This is a genomic window from Micromonospora foliorum, assembly GCF_022229015.1.
Classification (GTDB): Bacteria; Actinomycetota; Actinomycetes; order Mycobacteriales; family Micromonosporaceae; genus Micromonospora; species Micromonospora foliorum.
The window spans coordinates 1-18640 of sequence record NZ_JAKKFF010000005.1 but is presented as its reverse complement, the minus strand read 5'-3'; the positions used below and the strand labels follow the sequence as shown (position 1 = coordinate 18640).

16 protein-coding genes and 1 pseudogene are annotated in these 18640 nt (G+C 71.2%); 15 read left to right on the top strand and 2 right to left on the bottom strand.

Features of this window, described 5'->3' with window-relative positions:
- The first annotated feature begins 262 nt into the window (after window positions 1–262).
- The 3 genes from PSH25_RS00560 to PSH25_RS00550 all read left to right on the top strand — a co-directional run bounded on the left by PSH25_RS00560 (window position 263) and on the right by PSH25_RS00550 (window position 2895).
- Window positions 263–1201: a DMT family transporter gene (locus tag PSH25_RS00560; RefSeq protein ID WP_238657053.1), complete on the top strand. Its 939-nt coding sequence runs from the start codon at window positions 263–265 to the stop codon at window positions 1199–1201.
- 19 nt (window positions 1202–1220) lie between these two features.
- Window positions 1221–1676 (top strand): GNAT family N-acetyltransferase, encoded by a 456-nt coding sequence (locus PSH25_RS00555; RefSeq protein WP_238657052.1) that lies wholly within the window; start codon window positions 1221–1223, stop codon window positions 1674–1676.
- Window positions 1677–1794: 118 nt separating this feature from the next.
- Window positions 1795–2895 carry a lytic polysaccharide monooxygenase auxiliary activity family 9 protein gene (locus tag PSH25_RS00550; RefSeq protein WP_238657051.1) on the top strand — a complete coding sequence of 367 codons (1101 nt, stop codon included), beginning with the start codon at window positions 1795–1797 and terminating at the stop codon, window positions 2893–2895.
- Between the two features lie 51 nt (window positions 2896–2946).
- On the opposite strand, the gene hemQ is transcribed toward PSH25_RS00550, so the two are convergent.
- Both hemQ and PSH25_RS00540 read right to left on the bottom strand, forming a co-directional pair.
- Window positions 2947–3648 carry a hydrogen peroxide-dependent heme synthase gene (hemQ, locus tag PSH25_RS00545; protein WP_196921722.1) on the bottom strand — a complete coding sequence of 234 codons (702 nt, stop codon included), beginning with the start codon at window positions 3646–3648 and terminating at the stop codon, window positions 2947–2949.
- Window positions 3645–3812: pseudogene (locus PSH25_RS00540) on the bottom strand (protoporphyrinogen oxidase); the annotation flags it as partial. The gene hemQ and the pseudogene PSH25_RS00540, both read right to left, overlap by 4 nt.
- Window positions 3813–3887: 75 nt before the next feature.
- Here PSH25_RS00540 and PSH25_RS00535 point away from each other — a divergent pair.
- From PSH25_RS00535 to PSH25_RS00480, 12 genes are all read left to right on the top strand, one after another.
- On the top strand, window positions 3888–4583 hold the full coding sequence (locus tag PSH25_RS00535) for a hypothetical protein (RefSeq protein ID WP_238657057.1): 696 nt from the start codon (window positions 3888–3890) through the stop codon (window positions 4581–4583).
- Window positions 4584–4732: 149 nt separating this feature from the next.
- Complete coding sequence (locus PSH25_RS00530) at window positions 4733–5197, top strand: DUF948 domain-containing protein (RefSeq protein WP_112677951.1); 465 nt, start codon at window positions 4733–4735, stop codon at window positions 5195–5197.
- A 28-nt stretch (window positions 5198–5225) separates the two neighbouring features.
- The gene (locus PSH25_RS00525) at window positions 5226–5531 is read left to right on the top strand and encodes a hypothetical protein (RefSeq protein ID WP_091401860.1); all 306 of its coding nucleotides are present in this window, start codon (window positions 5226–5228) and stop codon (window positions 5529–5531) included.
- A complete protein-coding gene (gene alaS / locus PSH25_RS00520; RefSeq protein WP_238657050.1) occupies window positions 5528–8206 on the top strand; it encodes an alanine--tRNA ligase in 2679 nt (892 codons plus the stop codon). The genes PSH25_RS00525 and alaS overlap by 4 nt, the downstream gene beginning before the upstream one ends.
- A 72-nt stretch (window positions 8207–8278) precedes the next feature.
- Window positions 8279–8737: a Holliday junction resolvase RuvX gene (ruvX, locus tag PSH25_RS00515; protein ID WP_238657049.1), complete on the top strand. Its 459-nt coding sequence runs from the start codon at window positions 8279–8281 to the stop codon at window positions 8735–8737.
- Window positions 8737–9933, top strand: coding sequence for an endolytic transglycosylase MltG (gene mltG / locus PSH25_RS00510; RefSeq protein WP_238657048.1), 1197 nt, complete (start codon window positions 8737–8739; stop codon window positions 9931–9933). Before ruvX ends, mltG begins: the two co-directional genes overlap by 1 nt.
- 262 nt (window positions 9934–10195) lie before the next feature.
- A complete protein-coding gene (locus tag PSH25_RS00505) occupies window positions 10196–11050 on the top strand; it encodes a shikimate dehydrogenase (protein ID WP_238657056.1) in 855 nt (284 codons plus the stop codon).
- 90 nt (window positions 11051–11140) lie between these two features.
- Entirely contained in the window at window positions 11141–12847 is a 1707-nt protein-coding gene (locus tag PSH25_RS00500; protein ID WP_238657047.1) for a glycosyl hydrolase, read from the top strand.
- Between the two features lie 221 nt (window positions 12848–13068).
- Window positions 13069–15006, top strand: a complete 1938-nt coding sequence (locus PSH25_RS00495) for a hypothetical protein (RefSeq protein WP_238657046.1) — start codon at window positions 13069–13071, stop codon at window positions 15004–15006.
- Between the two features lie 127 nt (window positions 15007–15133).
- A complete protein-coding gene (locus PSH25_RS00490; RefSeq protein WP_238657055.1) occupies window positions 15134–15652 on the top strand; it encodes an acyltransferase in 519 nt (172 codons plus the stop codon).
- On the top strand, window positions 15645–17243 hold the full coding sequence (locus PSH25_RS00485; protein ID WP_238657045.1) for a lipopolysaccharide biosynthesis protein: 1599 nt from the start codon (window positions 15645–15647) through the stop codon (window positions 17241–17243). The genes PSH25_RS00490 and PSH25_RS00485 overlap by 8 nt, the downstream gene beginning before the upstream one ends.
- 68 nt (window positions 17244–17311) lie before the next feature.
- The gene (locus PSH25_RS00480; RefSeq protein ID WP_238657054.1) at window positions 17312–18604 is read left to right on the top strand and encodes an O-antigen ligase family protein; all 1293 of its coding nucleotides are present in this window, start codon (window positions 17312–17314) and stop codon (window positions 18602–18604) included.
- The last annotated feature ends 36 nt before the right edge of the window (window positions 18605–18640 follow it).

The window sequence follows — 18640 nt, the reverse complement described above, 5'->3', positions numbered from 1 at the left end:
GGGACAGCCCGGCCAGGCCGTGGGGCAGCCAGGCCGCGGGACAGCCCGGCCTGACCGCGCCAGCCCGGCCGCGGGCCAGCCGGACCGCCACGCTGGGGTACGGTCGTTGCCATGCGGCCATTCCTGGGCGTCCTGCCCCCGCCGCGCTCCTGAGCGGAGCGCGCCTCTCGCCGACCGGGTGACCTGACCCCGCTCGGCCATCCTGTCGTACGCGCTCCGTCGACGTCGTCCCCGTCAACGGCTCACCCTTCGGAGCGCTCCCGTGTCCACGACCCGTACCGCGCTGCCGGCCGCCTCGGCCGCCAGCCACGCCGCCCGTAGCGGCCTGATCCAGATCACCGTCACCGGCGTGCTGTGGGGCACCACCGGCGTGGCGGTGCAACTCCTGCGCGAGGGCACCGGGCTCAGCCCGGTGAGCATCGGCTTCCACCGCCTCGCCATCGCCGCGCTCGTGCTGCTGGCGTGCACCGCCGGCCGGCTCCGCACGATCGTGGCCACCCTGCGCGCCGCGCCCGTACCGCTGCTGCTCACCGGCGTCGGCCTCGGCCTCTACCAGGCGCTCTACTTCGCCGCGGTGGCCTGGGCCGGCGTCAGCGTGGCCACCATCGTCAGCCTGGGCCTGGCCCCGGTGCTCGCCGCGGCCTGGGAGTCGGTGCAGGCCCGCCGGCTCCCCGGCCGGCTGCGACTCGGCACGCTTGTCGCGGCGGTGGTCGGCCTCGTCCTGATCACCAGCGCCACCGAGCACCCCGGCGCGGCGGCGCCCGCCCCACTGCTCGGCCTGCTCGCGGCGGCCGGCTCCGGCCTCGGGTACGCGGTGACCACCCTGATCAGCCGGCAGGTGTCGCAGCGCACCGCGCCGATGACGCTGACCACCATCTCCACCGTGGTCGGCGCGCTGACCCTGGCGCCGTTCGCCCTGGTCGCCGGCGTCGGCGTGCCGGTACGCCTGGACACCGTGGCGCTGCTGCTGCACCTCGGCGTGGTCACCACGGCGGTCGCGTACGCGTTGTTCTACGCCGGGCTGCGCACCACCCCGGGCAGCGTCGCGGCCGTGCTGACCCTGCTCGAACCGCTCACCGCCGCGGCGCTGGCGGTGGCGCTGCTGCACGAACCGCTCCCCCTGCCGGTGATCGTCGGCGGCGTCCTGCTGCTCACCGCCGTGGCCGCCACCTACCTGGCACCTCGACCGGGCACCGGGTGAGGCGGCCTACCATCGTCGGATGCCCCAGCAGACCACCGAACTCCGGACGGCGTCCTTCGCCGACCTGAACGCCCGCACCTTCCACGACCTGCTCAAGCTGCGCATCGACGTGTTCGTGGTGGAGCAGAACTGCCCGTACCCGGAGCTCGACGGGCGCGACGTCGAGCCGGGCACCCGGCACCTCTGGCTCACCGACGGCGGCGCGCCGCTGGCGTACCTGCGGATTCTGGCCGACCCGGACGGTGCCGCCCGGATCGGTCGGGTGGTGGTGGCCCCGGCGGCGCGCGGCGGCGGACACGCCGGCCGGCTGATGACCGCGGCGCTGGAGGTGGTGGGCAACCGGGCCTGTGTGCTGGACGCCCAGTCGCACCTGGTCGCGTTCTACACCCGGCACGGCTTCGCGGTGAGCGGCCCCGAGTACGTCGAGGACGGCATCCCGCACACGCCGATGCGACGCGAACCCATTGACGTGTGACGATCAGGCTGGCATGGTGCCGGGTAGAGCCATCGCGGGAGCCAGCGATCAGGCGCGGGAGTGGGCACCTCCCGGCGATCCGGGTGTCGACGTCCGACCTCATCCCCCCGGGGGCTCCATGTCCACTCTCACCCGATCACGACGCGTGCTCTGGTTGTTCGCCATCGTGGCGACCACCGCGCTCCTGTTGACGACCGCGCTGACCACCATCCTGGCCAGGCCCGCCTCGGCGCATGGTTCGGTCGTCGACCCGGCGTCGCGTAACTACAGCTGCTGGCAACGGTGGGGCGGCGACTTCCAGAACCCCCGGATGGCCACCGAGGACCCGATGTGCTGGCAGGCCTGGCAGGCCGACCCGGCCGCCATGTGGAACTGGAACGGCCTGTTCCGCGAGGGCGTCGGCGGCAACCACCAGGCCGCCGTCCCGGACGGCCAACTGTGCAGTGGTGGACGCACCCAGAGCCCTCGCTACAACGCGCTGGACACCGTCGGCGCCTGGAAGACCACGTCGGTGTCGAACAACTTCCGGCTCCGCTTCTTCGACCAGGCCAGCCACGGCGCCGACTACATGCGGGTGTACGTGACCAAGCAGGGCTTCAACTCCGCCACCCAACCGCTCGGCTGGGGCAACCTGGAGTTGGCGGGCCAGATCGGTAACACCCCGGCCTCGCAGTGGGACCAGGACACCGGTGGTGTCTCGATCCAGATCCCGGTCAGCGCGCCCGGACGCACCGGGCGGCACATCGTCTACACCGTCTGGCAGGCCAGCCACCTGGACCAGTCGTACTACCTGTGCAGCGACGTCGACTTCGGCGGCGGGTCGACCACCCCGCCGCCGACCACGCCCCCGCCGACGACCCCGCCCCCCACCACTCCCCCGCCGACCACGCCGCCGCCGACCACCCCGCCGCCGGCCGGTGCCTGCACGGCGACGTACCAGGTGACCGGTCAGTGGTCCGGTGGCTTCCAGGCCGAGGTGAAGGTGACCGCCGGCGGTTCACCCACCCGCGGCTGGTCGGTGAGCTGGAACTACAACAGCGGCCAGCAGGTCACCTCGTCGTGGAACGCGACGGTCAGCACCAACGGCTCGCTGGTCACCGCCCGTAACGCCAACCACAACGGCACCCTCGCCGCCGGAGCGAGCACCACGTTCGGTTTCCTCGGCTCGTGGAACGGCGGCAACCCGGTTCCGCTGGTCTCCTGTACGACGACCAGTTGATCCCCGTCCGGCGCCGCACCCGGGCGGGGGTGCGGCGTCGGCCGGTGGGCGTCAGACCAGGCAGTTGACGATCTCGGCCACCGAACGGCGGCGGCCAGTGTAGAACGGGACCTCTTCGCGGACGTGCCGGCGCGCGCCGGAGGCGCGCAGATCGCGCATCAGGTCGACGATCCGGTGCAGTTCGTCGGCCTCGAAGGCGAGCATCCACTCGTAGTCGCCGAGCGCGAACGAGGCGACCGTGTTGGCCCGTACGTCCGGGTAGCCGCGGGCCATCTTCCCGTGCTCGGCCAGCATCTCGCGCCGCTCGGCGTCGGGCAGCAGGTACCACTCGTAGGAGCGGACGAACGGGTACACGCAGATGTAGGGGCGGGCCTCCTCGCCGGCCAGGAACGCCGGGATGTGGCTCTTGTTGAACTCCGCCGGCCGGTGCAGCGCCATCTGCGACCACACCGGGGTCAGCGCCCGGCCCAGCGTGGTGCGGCGGAACCGCAGGTACGCGTCCTGGAGCGCGTCGGGGGACGCGGAGTGCCACCAGATCATCACGTCCGCGTCGGCGCGCAGGCCGGAGACGTCGTACACGCCCCGGACCACGACGTCCTTGCCGGCCAGCTCGTCGAAGAGCGACACGACCTCGCCCGTGACGTTGTCCCGCAGCGACGGCAGCGGGGAGCTGGCCCGGAACACCGACCACATGGTGTAGCGGATGCTGTCGTTCAGCTCCCGCAACCGGGCCGCGTTGGTCTGCTCGGTCATCTCGCCGATCCTCCCAGTGCTGTGATGATCTCTTCGGCCGCTGTCTCGCCGGAACGGACGCAGACCGGGATGCCGACGCCGTCGTAGCCGGCGCCGGCGAGGACCAGTGTGGGGTGCGCGGCCCGCAACGCCGTCCGCGCGGCGGCGAGCCGGTCGGCGTGCCCCGCGCCGCCGTCGTGGTGCCCTCCGCGTCCGGTCCGGTGGACCGGCCGACGCCGGAGCCCTCCGACGGCCCGGCGCTGCGCTCCGCCGGTCAGGACGCGCCGGACGACGACGCCGCGCCCGGCGCCCGTTCCGAGGAGCGCCGGCAGACCCGTGAACGACGCCGCCTGCGCGCGGCGGTGTTGGTGCTGGTCAGCGTCGTGCTGCTCGGCGCGGTGCCGCTCTTCTTCGGCATCCGGACGCTGAGCCGCGATCCGGTCTTCGACAACCTGGACCAGCTCAGCGTGCCCGGCTGGGCGGCCGCGAAGACGGTCGACGATGTCAGCGGCAGCCGGTGGTGCCTGCTCGACTGCCGGCTGCGTGAGCGCACCGTGACCTCGGAGAAGGCGCCCAAGGAGACGGCGCAGGTCTACGAGGACGCGCTGCGCCGGGACGGGTGGCGGCCCTGGAAGGTGAGCCGCTGCCCGGAGCAGCAGACGAAGGGCAGCTACACCTGCTGGCGTCGCGACGAGCTGACCCTCGACCTGTGGGTACGCGAGCCGACCTGTGTGCCGCCGCCGGTCGACGGCGAGCCGGCAGTCGTGCCGTCCGGCGACCCGTCGGCCGCTGCGACCGAGTGCACCGGCTCGTTGGTGTCGGTGAAGGTGCGCAACGCGATCGACGACGAGCGGACCAGGCCGCAGCCGACCACCGACCCGTCACTGACCGGTGAGGATCCGTTCCCGACGGTCAGTGCGGATCCGTTGGGTGAGCTGACACCCTCACCGTCCTGAGCCGGTCTCCATCACGGACGGTAGGGTCTGGGGCTGGCGGGCACGCCCGCTACCGGTGACCGCCGACGGCTCGGCGGCCGGTACGGGTGCCATGGTTGTGCGTTCCGGGGACGTCGGGTCCTGCGGAACCCTGCTTGAGGAGGACAGGCGTGGGCGACATTGGAGCGATCGCGGCGCTGATCGCGGCAAGCGCGTTCGCGGTGCTGGTGCTCATCCTGACGCTGCCCATCCTGCGGCTGCGGCACACGGTTGACGCCACCACCCGCATGATCAACGACCTCAACGATCGGACCGCTCCGCTGCTCGGTGACGTGAACACCACGGTGAAGAACGTCAACACCGCGCTGGAGCAGGTGCAGACCTCGCTCGACGGTGTGAACCTCCAGCTGGCGAAGGTCGACACCATGACCAGCCACGCACAGAACGTCACCGCAAACGTCGCCAACCTGGCCACCGTCGTCTCCGCCGCGGCCGCAAACCCCCTGGTCAAGGTGGCCGCGTTCGGCTACGGCGTGCGTAAGGCCGCCGCCGGCCGTCGGCACGCCGAGACCGAGCGTGAGGTACGCGACACCATCAAGCAGCAGCGACGGGCCGCGCGACGCGGCAACAGCTGACGGCCGGCGCACCAGGAGGTAGCGGGATATGAGGCGCTTGTTCTGGCTCGGCATCGGGGTGGCCGTCGGCGTGATCGTGGTCCGCAAGGCGACCCGGACCGCGCAGGCGTACACGCCGGCGGGCATCGCCAGCTCGCTGACGGAATCCGCTGGCGGGCTCGTCGAGTCGCTGCGTAGTTTCGTGGAGGACGTCCGGGTCGGGATGGCCGAACGCGAGCAGGAGATCCACCACGCGTTCGCCCAGGGCGAGGCGTTCGACGACAAGTTCGCCGACCTGCGGGAAGACCCGCGAATCGGCGATCGGGAAATCTTTCCGGAGGAACACCAGCGATGAAGACGGCGGAGATCAAGCGGCGGTACCTCGCCCACTTCGAGGCGAATGGCCACACCGTCGTGCCGTCCGCTCCGCTGCCCGCCATCAGCGACCCGAACCTGCTGTTCGTCAACGCCGGCATGGTGCAGTTCGTCCCGTACTTCCTGGGTCAGCAGACCCCCGCGTACCAGCGGGCGGTCAGCGTGCAGAAGTGCATCCGCACCCCGGACATCGACGAGGTCGGCAAGACCAGCCGGCACGGCACGTTCTTCCAGATGAACGGCAACTTCTCCTTCGGTGACTACTTCAAGGCCGGCGCGATTCCGCTGGCCTGGGAGTTGTCCACGAAGCCGATCGCCGAGGGCGGTTACGGGCTGGATCCGGAGCGGATCTGGCCGACGATCTACCTCGACGACGACGAGGCGTACGAGATCTGGCGGTCGGTGGGCGTGCCGGCCGAGCGGATCGTCCGCCGGGGCAAGGCGGACAACTTCTGGTCGATGGGCATTCCCGGGCCGTGCGGTCCGTCGTCGGAGCTGTTCTACGACCGGGGCCCGGAGTACGGCCGCGAGGGCGGCCCCGCGGTCGACGAGGACCGGTACATGGAGTACTGGAACCTCGTCTTCATGCAGTTCGAGCGGGGTCCGGGCACGACCAAGGAGGACTACCCGATCCTGGGTGACCTGCCGGCGAAGAACATCGACACCGGCATGGGCCTGGAGCGGATGGCCTCGATCCTGCAGGGTGTGGACAACCTGTACGAGATCGACGAGGTCCGGCCGATCCTGGCCCGGGCGGCCGAGCTGACCGGTAAGCGCTACGGCGCGCACTCCGGGCACGTGGCCAGCGAGTCGCACCCGGACGACGTCCGGCTGCGGGTGATCGCGGATCACGTGCGCACGGCGCTGATGCTGATCGGCGACGGCGTGACCCCGTCCAACGAGGGTCGCGGGTACGTGCTGCGTCGGATCATGCGCCGGGCGATCCGGTCGATCCGGCTGCTGGGCTGGCAGGACCGGGCGCTGCCCGAGCTGCTGCCGGTTGCCCGGGACTGCATGGCGCCGTCGTACCCGGAGCTGGCGACCGACTTCGACCGGATCGCGGACTACGCGTACGCCGAGGAGGAGGCGTTCCTGTCGACCCTGCGCGCCGGCACCACGATCCTGGACACCGCGATTGCGGAGACCCGCACGGCGGGCGGCTCCGCGCTGTCCGGGGCGAAGGCGTTCCAGTTGCACGACACGTACGGCTTCCCGATCGACCTGACCCTGGAGATCGCCGCCGAGCAGGGCCTCACTGTCGACGACGAGGGTTTCCGGCGGCTGATGGCCGACCAGCGGACCCGGGCGAAGGCGGACGCGCAGGCCCGCAAGACGGGGCACGTCGACCTGTCGGCGTACCGGTCGGTGCTGGACGCGGGTGGGCCGGTGACGTTCACCGGGTACAGCGAGGTGTCCCGTGAGTCGACGGTGCGGGCGCTGCTCGGCGCCGACGGCCCGCGTCAGGCGGCCACCGAGGGCGACACCATCGAGCTGGTGCTGGACACGACGCCGTTCTACGCCGAGGGCGGTGGTCAGCAGCCCGACCAGGGCATGATCACGGTCGGTGGCGGGCAGGTCGAGGTGCTCGACGTGCAGCAGCCGGTGCCCGGTCTGATCGTGCACCGGGCCCGGGTGATCCGGGGCGAGGTACGCGCCGGCGAGGCCGGTTTCGCCGAGATCGACACGACCCGGCGGCGGGCGATCTCCCGGTCGCACACCGCCACGCACCTGGTGCACCAGACCATGCGCAACTTCCTCGGCGAGTCGGCCACGCAGGCCGGGTCGCTGAACGCCCCCGGTCGGCTCCGGTTCGACTTCAACACCCCGACCGGGGTGTCGCCGAGCGTCCTGCGTGACGTGGAGCAGCAGGTCAACGAGGTGCTCCTGGCCGACCTGGAGGTGCACGCCTTCATCACCTCGTTGGAGGAGGCGCGGCGGATCGGCGCGATGGCGCTGTTCGGTGAGAAGTACGGCGAGGAGGTGCGGGTCGTCGAGGTGGGTGACTACGCCCGGGAGCTGTGCGGCGGCACGCACGTGGCCCGCTCCGCCCAGCTCGGCCTCGTGAAGATCCTCTCCGAGTCGTCGATCGGCTCCGGTGTCCGCCGGGTCGAGGCGCTGGTCGGCATGGACGCCTTCGGCTTCCTGGCCAAGGAGCACCTGCTGGTCTCCCGGCTGGCCGAGCTGTACCGGGTGCCCAACGACCAGGTCGCCGACCGGGTGGAGCAGACCGTCACCCAGCTTCGGGACGCCGAGAAGGAGCTGGAGAAGCTGCGCGCCCAGCTCGTGCTGGGTGGTGCGGCGGCGCTCGCGGCGCAGGCCAAGGACGTGCGCGGGGTCGCGTACGTGGGCACCGAGGCGCCGGAGGGCGCGGCCGGCAACGACGTGCGGACCCTGGCTCAGGAGATCCGCGGCAAGATCGACCCGGCGCGGCCGGCGGTCGTCGCGGTGGCGGCCCGGTCGAACGGCAAGGCGTCGCTGGTGGTGGCGGTCAACGCGGCGGCGCGCAGCCGGGGCCTGGCCGCATCGGATCTGGTGAAGGCGGCGTTGTCCGGGCGCGGCGGTGGCAGCCCCGATCTGGCCCAGGGTGGCGGTCTACCCGGAGCCGAGGCACCGAACCTGCTGCTCACCGTCGAGAAGGCGATCACTGAGGCGTGATAGATCATCACTGTGAGTCAGGGCGGGCCATTTGGTCCGCCCTGGTTCGTACCCGGTCGGTGGTGACATTCGGTGGCTGAGTTGACGCGGGGTGTGCGGATCGGCGTGGATGTCGGTCAGGTACGGGTGGGCGTCTCTCGCTCGGATCCGGACGGGATCTTGGCTACGCCGCTGGTCACCCTGGCCCGCGATCTCACGGCGGCACCGGACGCGGTGCCGAGCGACCTCGCCGAGCTGGCCGCGCTGGTGGCCGAGCACGAGGCCGTCGGGGTGGTGGTCGGTCTTCCGGTCAATCTCGCCGGCAAGCATGGCCCTGCGGCCGTGCAGGTGAAGGCGTACGCTGACCGACTGGTCGATGTGATAGCGCCTGTCCCGGTAACGCTTACTGACGAGAGGATGTCGACCGTGGTGGCTTCTCGTAGGCTTGCCGAGCGTGGCGTCCGAGGTAAACGTCAACGTGCGGTTGTCGATCAGGCGGCCGCGGTGGAGATCCTGCAGAGCTGGCTGGACGCGCAGCGGAGGCGGACGTAATGATCGACGATCTGGACCTTGGGTTCGACGAGCCAGAGCGGGGGGAGAAGGGTCGGCACCGGCGCGGCTTCCGCAAGCGCAAGGGCGGGTCCGGCGGCGGCCGGGGCAAGACATTCCTGGCTCTGCTGATGGCCCTGCTCCTGCTGGGCGGCATCGGCGGCGGCGCGTTCTACGGCTTCGACCGCATCCAGAACTACTTCGTCACCCCCGACTACGACGGCAGCGGGTCCGGTGAGATCACCGTCGAGATCAAGAACGGCGCGCTGATCGCCGACATGGCCGACGCCCTCGTGGCGGCCGACGTGGTGAAGAGCCAGAAGGCTTTCATCGAGGCGGCCGAGGCCAACTCGCGCAGCAAGAACATCCAGCCGGGCACGTACAAGCTGCGTAAGCAGATGAGCGGCGCGAGCGCCGTGACCGCGATGCTCGACCTGAAGAACAAGATCGTCAACGGGCTGACCATCCCCGAGGGCCGCACGAGCTTCAACATCTACAAGCTGCTCTCCGAAAAGACCAAGATCCCGGTCAAGGACTTCCAGGCCGCCGCGAAGGACCCGGAAGGGCTCGGCGTTCCGGACTGGTGGTTCAAGCGCGCCGACGGCAAGAAGAGCGTCAAGTCCGTCGAGGGCTTCCTCTTCCCGGACACGTACGAGATCCCGCCGAAGTCCACGGCCGAGAGCATCCTCAAGCTGATGGTGAATCGCTTCCTCTCGGTGAGCGGGGAGATGAAGTTCGCCGACCGGGTGCAGGAGGAGCGGGGCGGCGTCAGCCCGTACGAGGCGCTGATCGTGGCCTCACTGGCCCAGGCCGAGGCGGGCAACAAGGACGACCTGGGCAAGGTCGCCCGGGTGGCCTACAACCGGGCGTACGGCGAGTTCCCCTGTAACTGCCTGGAGATGGACGTCACGGTCAACTACTACCTGGAGTCGATCGGCAAGCCGACCAAGTCGTCCAAGCAGATGACGGCGGCCGAGCTGGACGACCCGAAGAACCCGTACAACCGCAAGCTGCGCGGCATGATCCCCACCCCGATCAACAACCCGGGCAAGCAGGCCCTGGAAGGGGCGATGGACCCGCCGACCGGCAAGTGGCTCTACTTCGTGGCGATCGACGACAAGGGCCACTCCGCGTTCGCCGAGACGTACGAGCAGCACCAGCGCAACGAGAACAAGGCTCGGGAGGCCGGCATTATCTGACCGGCCGGGTGACGCCGTAAAGGCTCCCTTATCATTGCGACCGCATTTATTGGTCGCTGTCGGAAAGGGAGCCTTTACGGGTCGGCCTGACGCGCGATCGTCCTCGGAACGCTTTCACCACCGTCGATGCGGGGCGAGCGATAACCCGATTGCCCAGGGCGGCCGCAGCCCGATTTTCTGGTGCCCGGCCGGGGTGCTCGGTAGGGTCGGACCCGACGTGCGTCAGAGAGCGGGGAAGTGATGTCGACCATGACCGGCGGTGATCGTGTCGACCCGTAGGGCCGCGGTGCTGGGCAAGCCGATCGCGCACTCCCTCTCCCCGGTGATCCACACCGCGGGTTACGTCGCCGCCGGGCTGACCGGGTGGTCGTACACCCGGATCGAGTGCGCGGCGGCGGAGCTGCCGGATCTGGTCGCCGGCCTGGGCCCGGAGTGGGCCGGGTTGTCGGTGACCATGCCGGGCAAGGAGGCGGCGCTCGCCGTGGCCGACGCCGCGTCGCCGGTCGCCGCCGCCGTCGGCGCGGCCAACACGTTGGTACGCCGTCCGGACGGCTCCTGGTACGCGGACAACACCGACGTCGCCGGCATGGTGCGGGTGCTCACCGACGCCGGCGTGACCGCCGGTGCCACCGTGACGGTGCTCGGCGCCGGCGGAACGGCCCGCGCCGCGCTCGCCGCAGCCGCGCAGTTGGCCTGCTCGTCGGTGACGGTGGTGGCCCGGCGACCGGAGGCGGTCGACGAACTGCGTCCGGTGGCGGGCGTGCTGGGTGTCGCGCTGACGCCCGCGCGGTGGGGCGACGCGCCCCGGCAGCTCTCCACCGCCGACGTGGTCGTCTCCACGGTGCCGAAGGGGGTCGCCGACCTGCTGGCCGGCGCGGTGGCCTGGCGGCCGGGCGCGGTGTTCTTCGACGCGCTCTACGACCCGTGGCCCACACCGCTGGCGACGGCCGCCGACGCGGCCGGTTGCCGGATCGTCTCCGGCCTGGATCTGCTGCTGGCCCAGGCGGTCGGGCAGTTCGAGCAGTTCACCGGGGTGGCCGCGCCGAGGGCGGCGATGGCCGCCGCGCTGAGTGCCGCTCGCGCCGGCCGAAACGCCCACACCTTAGCTGAGGGTTAAGACGCGCTTACGGGAAACTGTCCTACCTGCCACATGTCCTGGTCATCGATACGCTGCTCACCGTTACGGACGCAGACACAGGGAGTTTCCTTGACCAGGCACGGACTGCACCGCATCACCCGGTTCCGTTCTGGACCCCGGCGTAAGGCGATTGCCATCGGCGTGGTCGGTGGTTCGGTGGTGGCCGGCATCGTGGCGACCATGATGCCGCTGCTGGCCAGCGACGACCTGTCGATCCGCGCGGCGGCGGACACCACCGCGACCGCGGTGTCGCAGGACGGCGACAACGCGGCCAAGTCGACCCTGGCCACCTGCGCGACGCGCTGCGACGGCAACCCGCGCGGTGGCCGCGAGGCGGTCATCGAGTTCGCGGTGACCACGGTGCCGACCACCGCGGTCAACGTCCGGGCGACGCTGCGGGTGCACGCCTGGCAGCAGTTCGCCGCCACGGTGACGGCGCACGCCTCGCCGTTGAGCGCCCGCGAGTCGCGGCCTCCCCTGACGCTGGCCGGTGCCGCGCTGGACAGCGTGACAGGTGTGGCCAAGGGCTTCAACGAGTGGGACGTCTCCAAGCTGGTCACCGGTAACGGCACCTGGACGGTCTCACTGGCCCAGAGCGGCCTGGAGAGCCGGATCTACTGGGCGTCGGTCGAGAACCGCAACCCGGACCTGCGGCCCAGCCTGCTGATCAGCTACGACCTCGGGGCCCGGCCGTCGGCTGTGCCGACCACCCGGCCGGCGCCGCCGCCGTCGCCGAGCGCGCCGCCGACCACCGCCGCGCCGAAGCCGTCGCCGACCGTCGCCCCGACCCGGACGGCCACCCCGAGCGCCAGCGGCAGCCTTCCGTCCGGCAAGTGCGGGTCCGTCTCGGACAAGCTCGTCCCGTCCTGTGGCGCGTGGTGGGGCATGTACTCGCCCGCCGGTGCGTCCGGGGGCTGGGACCACGGCAAGGCGGTCACCGACGTGGAGACGCAGGTCGGGCGCAAGTTCGACATCGTGCACCGCTACCACGACTTCTCCAACGCCGGGAGTAACGGCGCCTTCCCCGACGTGTACGAGCTGCAGCAGATGCGCGAAGGCCGGTTGATGTTCTTCGCCTGGGAGTCCCGTGACTTCTCCGCCGGCACCACGCTCAAGTGGTCGGACGTCTACGGCGGCAAGCAGGACGACACCATCGACGCGGTCGCGGGCCGGATCCGCGCCGCCGGCGTGCCGGTCTTCATCGGTTTCGACCACGAGCCGGAGGACGAGCCGGCCAAGGGCAGCGACGCCGACTTCGTCCGTGCCTGGCGCTACGTCCACGAACGCTTCGCCAACGCCGGCGCGACCAACGCGGTCTGGGTCTGGACGATGATGGGCTGGTCCGGGCACTACTCCCGGTACGCCGGCCTGTACCCCGGTGACCAGTACGTGGACTGGGTGGCCTACGACCCGTACAACTTCCACGTCTGCAACGGCAGCACGGTGTGGAAGAGCCCGAGCACGACGGTCGGTGGCTTCTACCGATGGCTGGACGACAACGGCATCGGCGCCGGCAAGCCCCGGATGCTCGCCGAGTTCGGCACCAACTTCAACTCCGCCGACCTGGGCGCCAAGCAGCGCTGGTTCCAGGACTTCCCGGCGGCGCTGAAGGCGCACCCGAAGATCAAGGCGGCGATCTACTTCAACTCGGCCGGCATGACCAGCCGCACGTCGACCTGCGACATGACGATGAACCACGATGCCTCGGCGGTGGCCGGCTTCGCGCAGGCCGGACAGGACCCCTACCTGCGGCAACCCACCGGAGGTAGCCGCTGACGTTCGAAACGGGCTGATCGAAGGCGGTTCGCCGGGGGTCGGAGATCCGATCCTCCGGCGTTCTGTCGGCTTGCGGATTCATGCACCGCCCAATCGGCGGATTTTGTTAACCAGGCTGGACGAGGCACGCTACCTCGGGTTCTTATCCAATCTGGAGGCGCAGCGTGCCCAAACTCTCGCACTTGTGGCGTTTTGCAGGACGACGTCGTACTCGGGCGGGGATGGTCGCGTTGGCGATCATCGCCGCAGCTCTGGGCGTGCCCACGACCGCGTCGGCCGCGGTGGTACCGGTCCCGACGACGGCGACCCTGGTGTCGGCGAACCCCGCCGACGCGACCCCGCACGCGCGAGACGGTGAGACCCGTGCCTTCGCGCAGGTGGGCAACACGGTCTTCGTCGGCGGCAGCTTCACCCAGCTCCGGCAGACCGCCAGCTCCGCGTGGGTCACGCAGCGCTACCTCTTCGCGTACGACCGGACCACCGGCACCATGTCCACCACGTTCCTGCCGGTGCTCGACGGCGCGGTCAACACCCTCCTCGCCGGCCCCGGCGGCACGCTGATCGTCGGCGGTGCCTTCAAGACCGTCAACGGCGTCTCCCGGAAGAACCTGGTGGCGCTCAACCCGTCGACCGGCGCGATCGTCGACAGCTGGGTCGGGCGCTCCGACGGCGGCACGGTCCGTGACCTGGCGCTGCACGGCAACTGGTTGTACGTGGCCGGCGCGTTCAACTGGCTCAACGGCACCGCGCACGCCGGTCTCGGCCGGCTCAACGCGACCACCGGTGCGATCGACCCGAGCTTCAGCGTCGACGCCACCGTGGGGCGGCACAGCACCACGTCGTACGTCTGGACCATCGACGTCGCGCCGGACGGCGACACCCTGGTCGTCGGCGGCAACTTCACGCTCGTCAACGACCTGCCGCGCAACCAGATGGCGTTGGTGGACGTCGCCGGGACCCCCACGGTGCTCGACTGGAGCACCGACAAGTTCGTGCCGCCGTGCGCCGCGCCGACGACCTTCGTGCACTACGTGCAGGACGTGAAGTTCGGTGGTGACGGCACCTGGTTCGTGGTCGGCACCAACGGCGGCGCCGGCTGGCCGGCCGCGTACTGCGACGCGCTGGTCCGCTTCGAGACCGCCGCCCGGGGCTCTGGCCTGCTCGCCACCTGGGTCGACTACACCGGCAACGACACCATCACCGCGGTCGAGGTGGCGGACAACGTCATCTACCTGGGCGGGCACTTCCGCTGGGTCAACAACCCGAACGCCAGCGACAACGCCGGCCCGGGCGCGGTCGACCGGCTCGGCATCGCCGCCGTCAGTCCGGCGACCGGCATGCCGGTGAACTGGAACCCGCGCCGTAGCGGCAGCGCCTCGATGCCGTCGGGCACCAGCAACTGGGGTTCCTCGGTGCCGGTGCTCTGGCGTGGCTCGGACGGGCTCTACTTCGGGCACAACTCCGACGGCATGGGCGAGGAGTACCACGGCCGGCTCGGCATGTTCCCGCTCACCGGCGGACGCACCTTCACCCCGAAGAACCCGCCGACGGCCACCACCGGCAACCTCTACCTGGGCACCGCCTCGGGCACCGTGGCGAAGGTGCCGTTCAACGGCACCGCACTGGGCACCGCGACAAGCGTCAGCCAGCCCGCGTACACGGCGGCCGGTGCGACCTGGCGGGTGGACGACCGGATCTACTGGTCGCACACGGTGGCCGGCACGCCCACCGGTAGTCGGATCGACATCTCGCTCTTCAACGGGGGCGCGATCGGTTCGCCGTGGGAGGCGTCCGGCTACAACGACTGGTACAACCCGGCGGCGCTGACCGGCGCCTTCTTCCTCGACGGTCGGCTCTACTACACCCGCACCGGGGCCAACAGTCTCTACTACCGCTACTTCGAGATCGACGGCAACTACCTGGGTGCCACCGAGTTCGCCCTGCCGACCACGGGTGTGACCTGGTCCGCGGTGCGGGGCATGGCCTGGGTGGGCGGCCGGATCGTCTACGGCTCCACCGACGGCGCCCTGCGGAGCGTGCCGTTCGACCCGACGGCCGCGCCGACCGCGGTGGTCGACGGCACCACGGCGACCGTCATCAGCAGCGCAACGCCCGAGTTGTCCTGGTCTACCCCATCGACATTCTTCTCCGTACAGTAAGGGTCAACCGTTCGTGACGGAGCATCGGTAGATTGTTCACGTTGGGCCGGTGGCGGTACCACCGCCGCCGGCCCGCGACGGTGGGGGAGGGTCGTTGCTCGGCGCCGCTGGCATCCGAACGAGACGCGTGGTGCGTCTGGTCTTCGCGGTCAAACGCGGCTGGTATCAGCTCCGTTACCGACGGTTGACGCTCGGTCGGGATGTGGAGATCCGTGGCCGGATCCGGTTGCGGCGCGGTGTGCGGGTGACCATCGGAGACCGCACCCGGTTGAACAAACTCGTCCGCTTCTCCGGCCCCGGTGAGGTACGCGTCGGCGCGGACTCTCTGCTCAACGCCACCTGGATCGGCACCTGGACGTCGGTGACGGTGGGGGACCGGTGCCTCCTGTCGGACTGCGAGCTGCTCGACAACGACTTCCACAACCTGCCCCCCGGGCAGCGGCACGCACCGCCCGGCCCGCTCACCCGGGCCCCGATCGTCCTTGAGGACAACGTCTGGGTCGGTGCGCACGCCCTGGTCCTGAAGGGCGTGCGGATCGGCCGGGACAGCGTCGTCGGCGCGGCGACGGTGGTCCGCACCGACGTACCACCCGGCGTCGTGGTCGTCGGTAATCCTCAACAGACGGTGAAGAAGTTCCATGACTGATGTAGCGCCCGCCCCCTGGCCCACGGACGGCCCGTCCTCCGGCACCTCGCGTGCCGTGACACTGACCGACCTGCTGCGGGTGCCGATGCACCGGTTGCGGTTGGTGGCGGCGGTCGCCCTGGTCGGTCTGCTGGCCGCGCTCGGCTACGTGCTGCTGGTGCCGGCGGCGATGACCGCGAGCGCCGTGGTCGCGGTCCGGCCGGTGGTGACCGACGCCTTCACCCCCAGCGGCGCGGGGGCCGACCGCGCGGTCAACATGAACGTGGAGAGCGGCATCGCCACCGGCACCGAGGTGGTGCAGCGGCTCGCGGAATCGGCCGGCGGCGACCCGCGTGACATCCGTGACGCGCTCGAGGTCGAGGTGCCCACCGGCGGGCAGATCCTGCGCTTCACCTACCAGGCGCGCGAGGCGCACCGGGCCGTGCAGAGCGCCAACCTGGCCGCCGAGGCCTACCTGAACGTGCGCCGGAGCATGTACGAGCAGCAGCGTGCCGAGATGCTGCGCTCCTACGACGCCAGCATCACCAAGGTCGCCGCCCAGCAGACCGCGTTGCAGAAGCGGGCGAACACCGCCAAGGACACCGCCGCCGGTGACGCGCTGGTGGCCGAGTTGGCCGGGATCAACAACCAGCTCACCCAGCTCAACGCCGCCCGTACCGAGATCGCGGCGGTCGACGTCAACCCCGGCTGGGTCACCCAGACCGCCGAGAAGACGCTTGTCACCTCCGCCGGGCACCGCCCGCTCTACCTGGTCGCCGGTCTGCTCGGTGGCGCGCTGGTCGGCATCGTGCTGGCGTACCTCTGGGAGTCGACCGACCGGCGGGTCCGCTCGGTGGCCGACGGCCGGGAGGCCTCCGGCCTTCCGCTGCTCGGCACGGTGCGCCGACCGGGGTTCCGGGGTAGCCCCCGGGCGGTCGATGCCGACGTCAGGTACGTGGCGATGGCGGTCGCCGAACGGGTCCGGCAGCCGGCCCGGGTGGCACTGGTCACCGCCCGGGAGGACGCCACCGCGCTCACCGCCGGGCTGGCGGTGGCGCTCGCCGTGGACGGCCGGGAGGTCTTCGTCGCCGACGACAGTGGACGGATCGAGCGGCTACGGACCAGTGTGCTCGCTGACCGGGGGCGACTGCCCATCGACCCGTCCCGGCCGCTGGTGCCCAAGCCCCGACCGGCCGGCAGCACACCGGCCGCCGGTGCCGCCACGGACGGCACGCCCGCCCGCCGACCCTCCCCGCACCCGCCCGGCGCCCGCCCGTCCACCGACCCGGACGCCACGCTGACGCTGCCGCGGGTGTCGTCGGCCCGCCCGGAGAACGGTCGGGCCGTCGCCCCGGACGAGGTCGCCGTGGGGGTGGGCAGTGTCCGGTTCGGCACCTGGCGGCAGGGCGCGGATCACGGGCTGGTCCTGTTCAACGCCCCTCCGGCGGAGTCCGACGAGCGTGGCGTCGCCGTGGCCCGGCAGGGCAGCGCGGTCGTGGTCGTCGAGCGCGACCGCACCCGGCAGAGCGACCTGCGCCGCCTGGTGGAGCGGCTGCGCGCCGCCGGTGTCACCCCGCTGGGCTTCGTGCTCACCCGGAACGGCCGGGCCTGAGTGTGTCGGTGACCCGCGCCCCGGCGACCGAACCGCCGCCCGGAGGCGCCCCGGAGGAGGCCGCGCCGGTGCCGCCGCCCGCGCCGCCGCAACTGCCGCTCTGGCCGCTGTCGATGATGTTCGGCCTGGTGCCGGTCTGGTGGCTGCTCGGTGCGTTCTACCTCGGTTGGCCGCTGCTGGGTGCGCTGCTGCTCGCGTTGCTGCTCACCCGGGGGCGCGTGCCGCTGCCGCCGGCGGTCGGCATCTGGTTGCTCTTCCTCGCCATCGTGGTGGTCAGCGCCACCCAGCTGTCGTCGCCCGCCTCGCTGCTCACCTTCGCCCTGCGCCTGGCCTTCTACCTGACCGCGCTGGTGGTCGGCGTCTACGTCTACGCCGCCGCTCGGGAACGCGCCAGCCTGGTGGCGGTGCTCACCCCGCTCTGCGCATTCTGGTTCGGGCTGGTGGCGCTGGGCTGGCTCGGGGTGCTGGTGCCCCGGCTGGCCATGACGACCCCGATGGAGGTGCTGCTGCCCAGCGGGGTGGCCGGCACCCCGTTCATCCAGGACATGGTGCACCTCACCACCGCTGAGTTCAGCGCCCGTTCGCTCAACCCGATCTACCGGCCGGCCGCGCCGTTCGCGTACACCAACAACTACGGCAGCGCGTACGCCATGACCCTGCCCTGCGTGGTGGCCTTCGCGATGCTGCGCCGGCAGGGGCTGCTGCGCTGGGCGCTGCTGGCGTCGCTGCCGCTGTCGCTGGCGCCGGCGTTCCTCACCCTCAACCGGGCGATGTTCCTCAGCCTCGGCGCCGGGCTCGCGGTGCTCGGGGTGCGGGCCAGCCTGCGCGGCAACGTCCGGGTGGCCGCGTCCATCGTCGGGGTGGTGGTGATCGGCGCGTTGGCCACCCTGTTCATTCCGATCACCGAGCTGATCAGCCGACGGGTCGACTCCAGCGACACCAACACCGATCGGCTCTCGCTCTACACCGAGGTGATCCGCCGGGTGCAGGAGTCGCCGTGGTTGGGCTACGGCGCGCCGGTGAACGTCGACACGGTGTCGGCGGCCGCGCCGATCGGCACCCAGGGGCAGCTGTGGATGGTGCTGTTCAGCCACGGCGTACCCGCGCTCATCTGTTTCCTGGCCTGGTTCGTCGCCGCCGCGGTGATCTGCGCCCGGGCGACCTCGGCGGCCGGGCAGTGGCTGGCGGTGGTGCCGGTGGTCTGCCTCGTGCAGATCCCGTTCTACGGCATGGCGAACCAGAACCTGGCGGTCGCGTTCTTCGCGGTCGCCTTCGCGATGGCGCTGACCGAACGCGAACGGCTGACCCGGTTGGCCGGGTCGTCGCCGACGGCCGCGCGGACCGCGCCGGTGCCCGCGTGACCGCCGCGACCCGGCCACCGGCCGGTGCCGCCGGGG

Excerpts from the sequence above, each read along its gene's own strand:
- PSH25_RS00555 (WP_238657052.1), top strand. The coding sequence starts at position 1,221 with ATGCCCCAGCAGACCACCGAACTCCGGACGGCGTCCTTCGCCGACCTG.
- PSH25_RS00550 (WP_238657051.1), top strand. The coding sequence starts at position 1,795 with ATGTCCACTCTCACCCGATCACGACGCGTGCTCTGGTTGTTCGCCATC.
- hemQ (WP_196921722.1), bottom strand. The coding sequence starts at position 3,648 with ATGACCGAGCAGACCAACGCGGCCCGGTTGCGGGAGCTGAACGACAGC.
- PSH25_RS00525 (WP_091401860.1), top strand. The coding sequence starts at position 5,226 with ATGAGGCGCTTGTTCTGGCTCGGCATCGGGGTGGCCGTCGGCGTGATC.
- alaS (WP_238657050.1), top strand. The coding sequence starts at position 5,528 with ATGAAGACGGCGGAGATCAAGCGGCGGTACCTCGCCCACTTCGAGGCG.
- mltG (WP_238657048.1), top strand. The coding sequence starts at position 8,737 with ATGATCGACGATCTGGACCTTGGGTTCGACGAGCCAGAGCGGGGGGAG.
- PSH25_RS00495 (WP_238657046.1), top strand. The coding sequence starts at position 13,069 with ATGGTCGCGTTGGCGATCATCGCCGCAGCTCTGGGCGTGCCCACGACC.
- PSH25_RS00485 (WP_238657045.1), top strand. The coding sequence starts at position 15,645 with ATGACTGATGTAGCGCCCGCCCCCTGGCCCACGGACGGCCCGTCCTCC.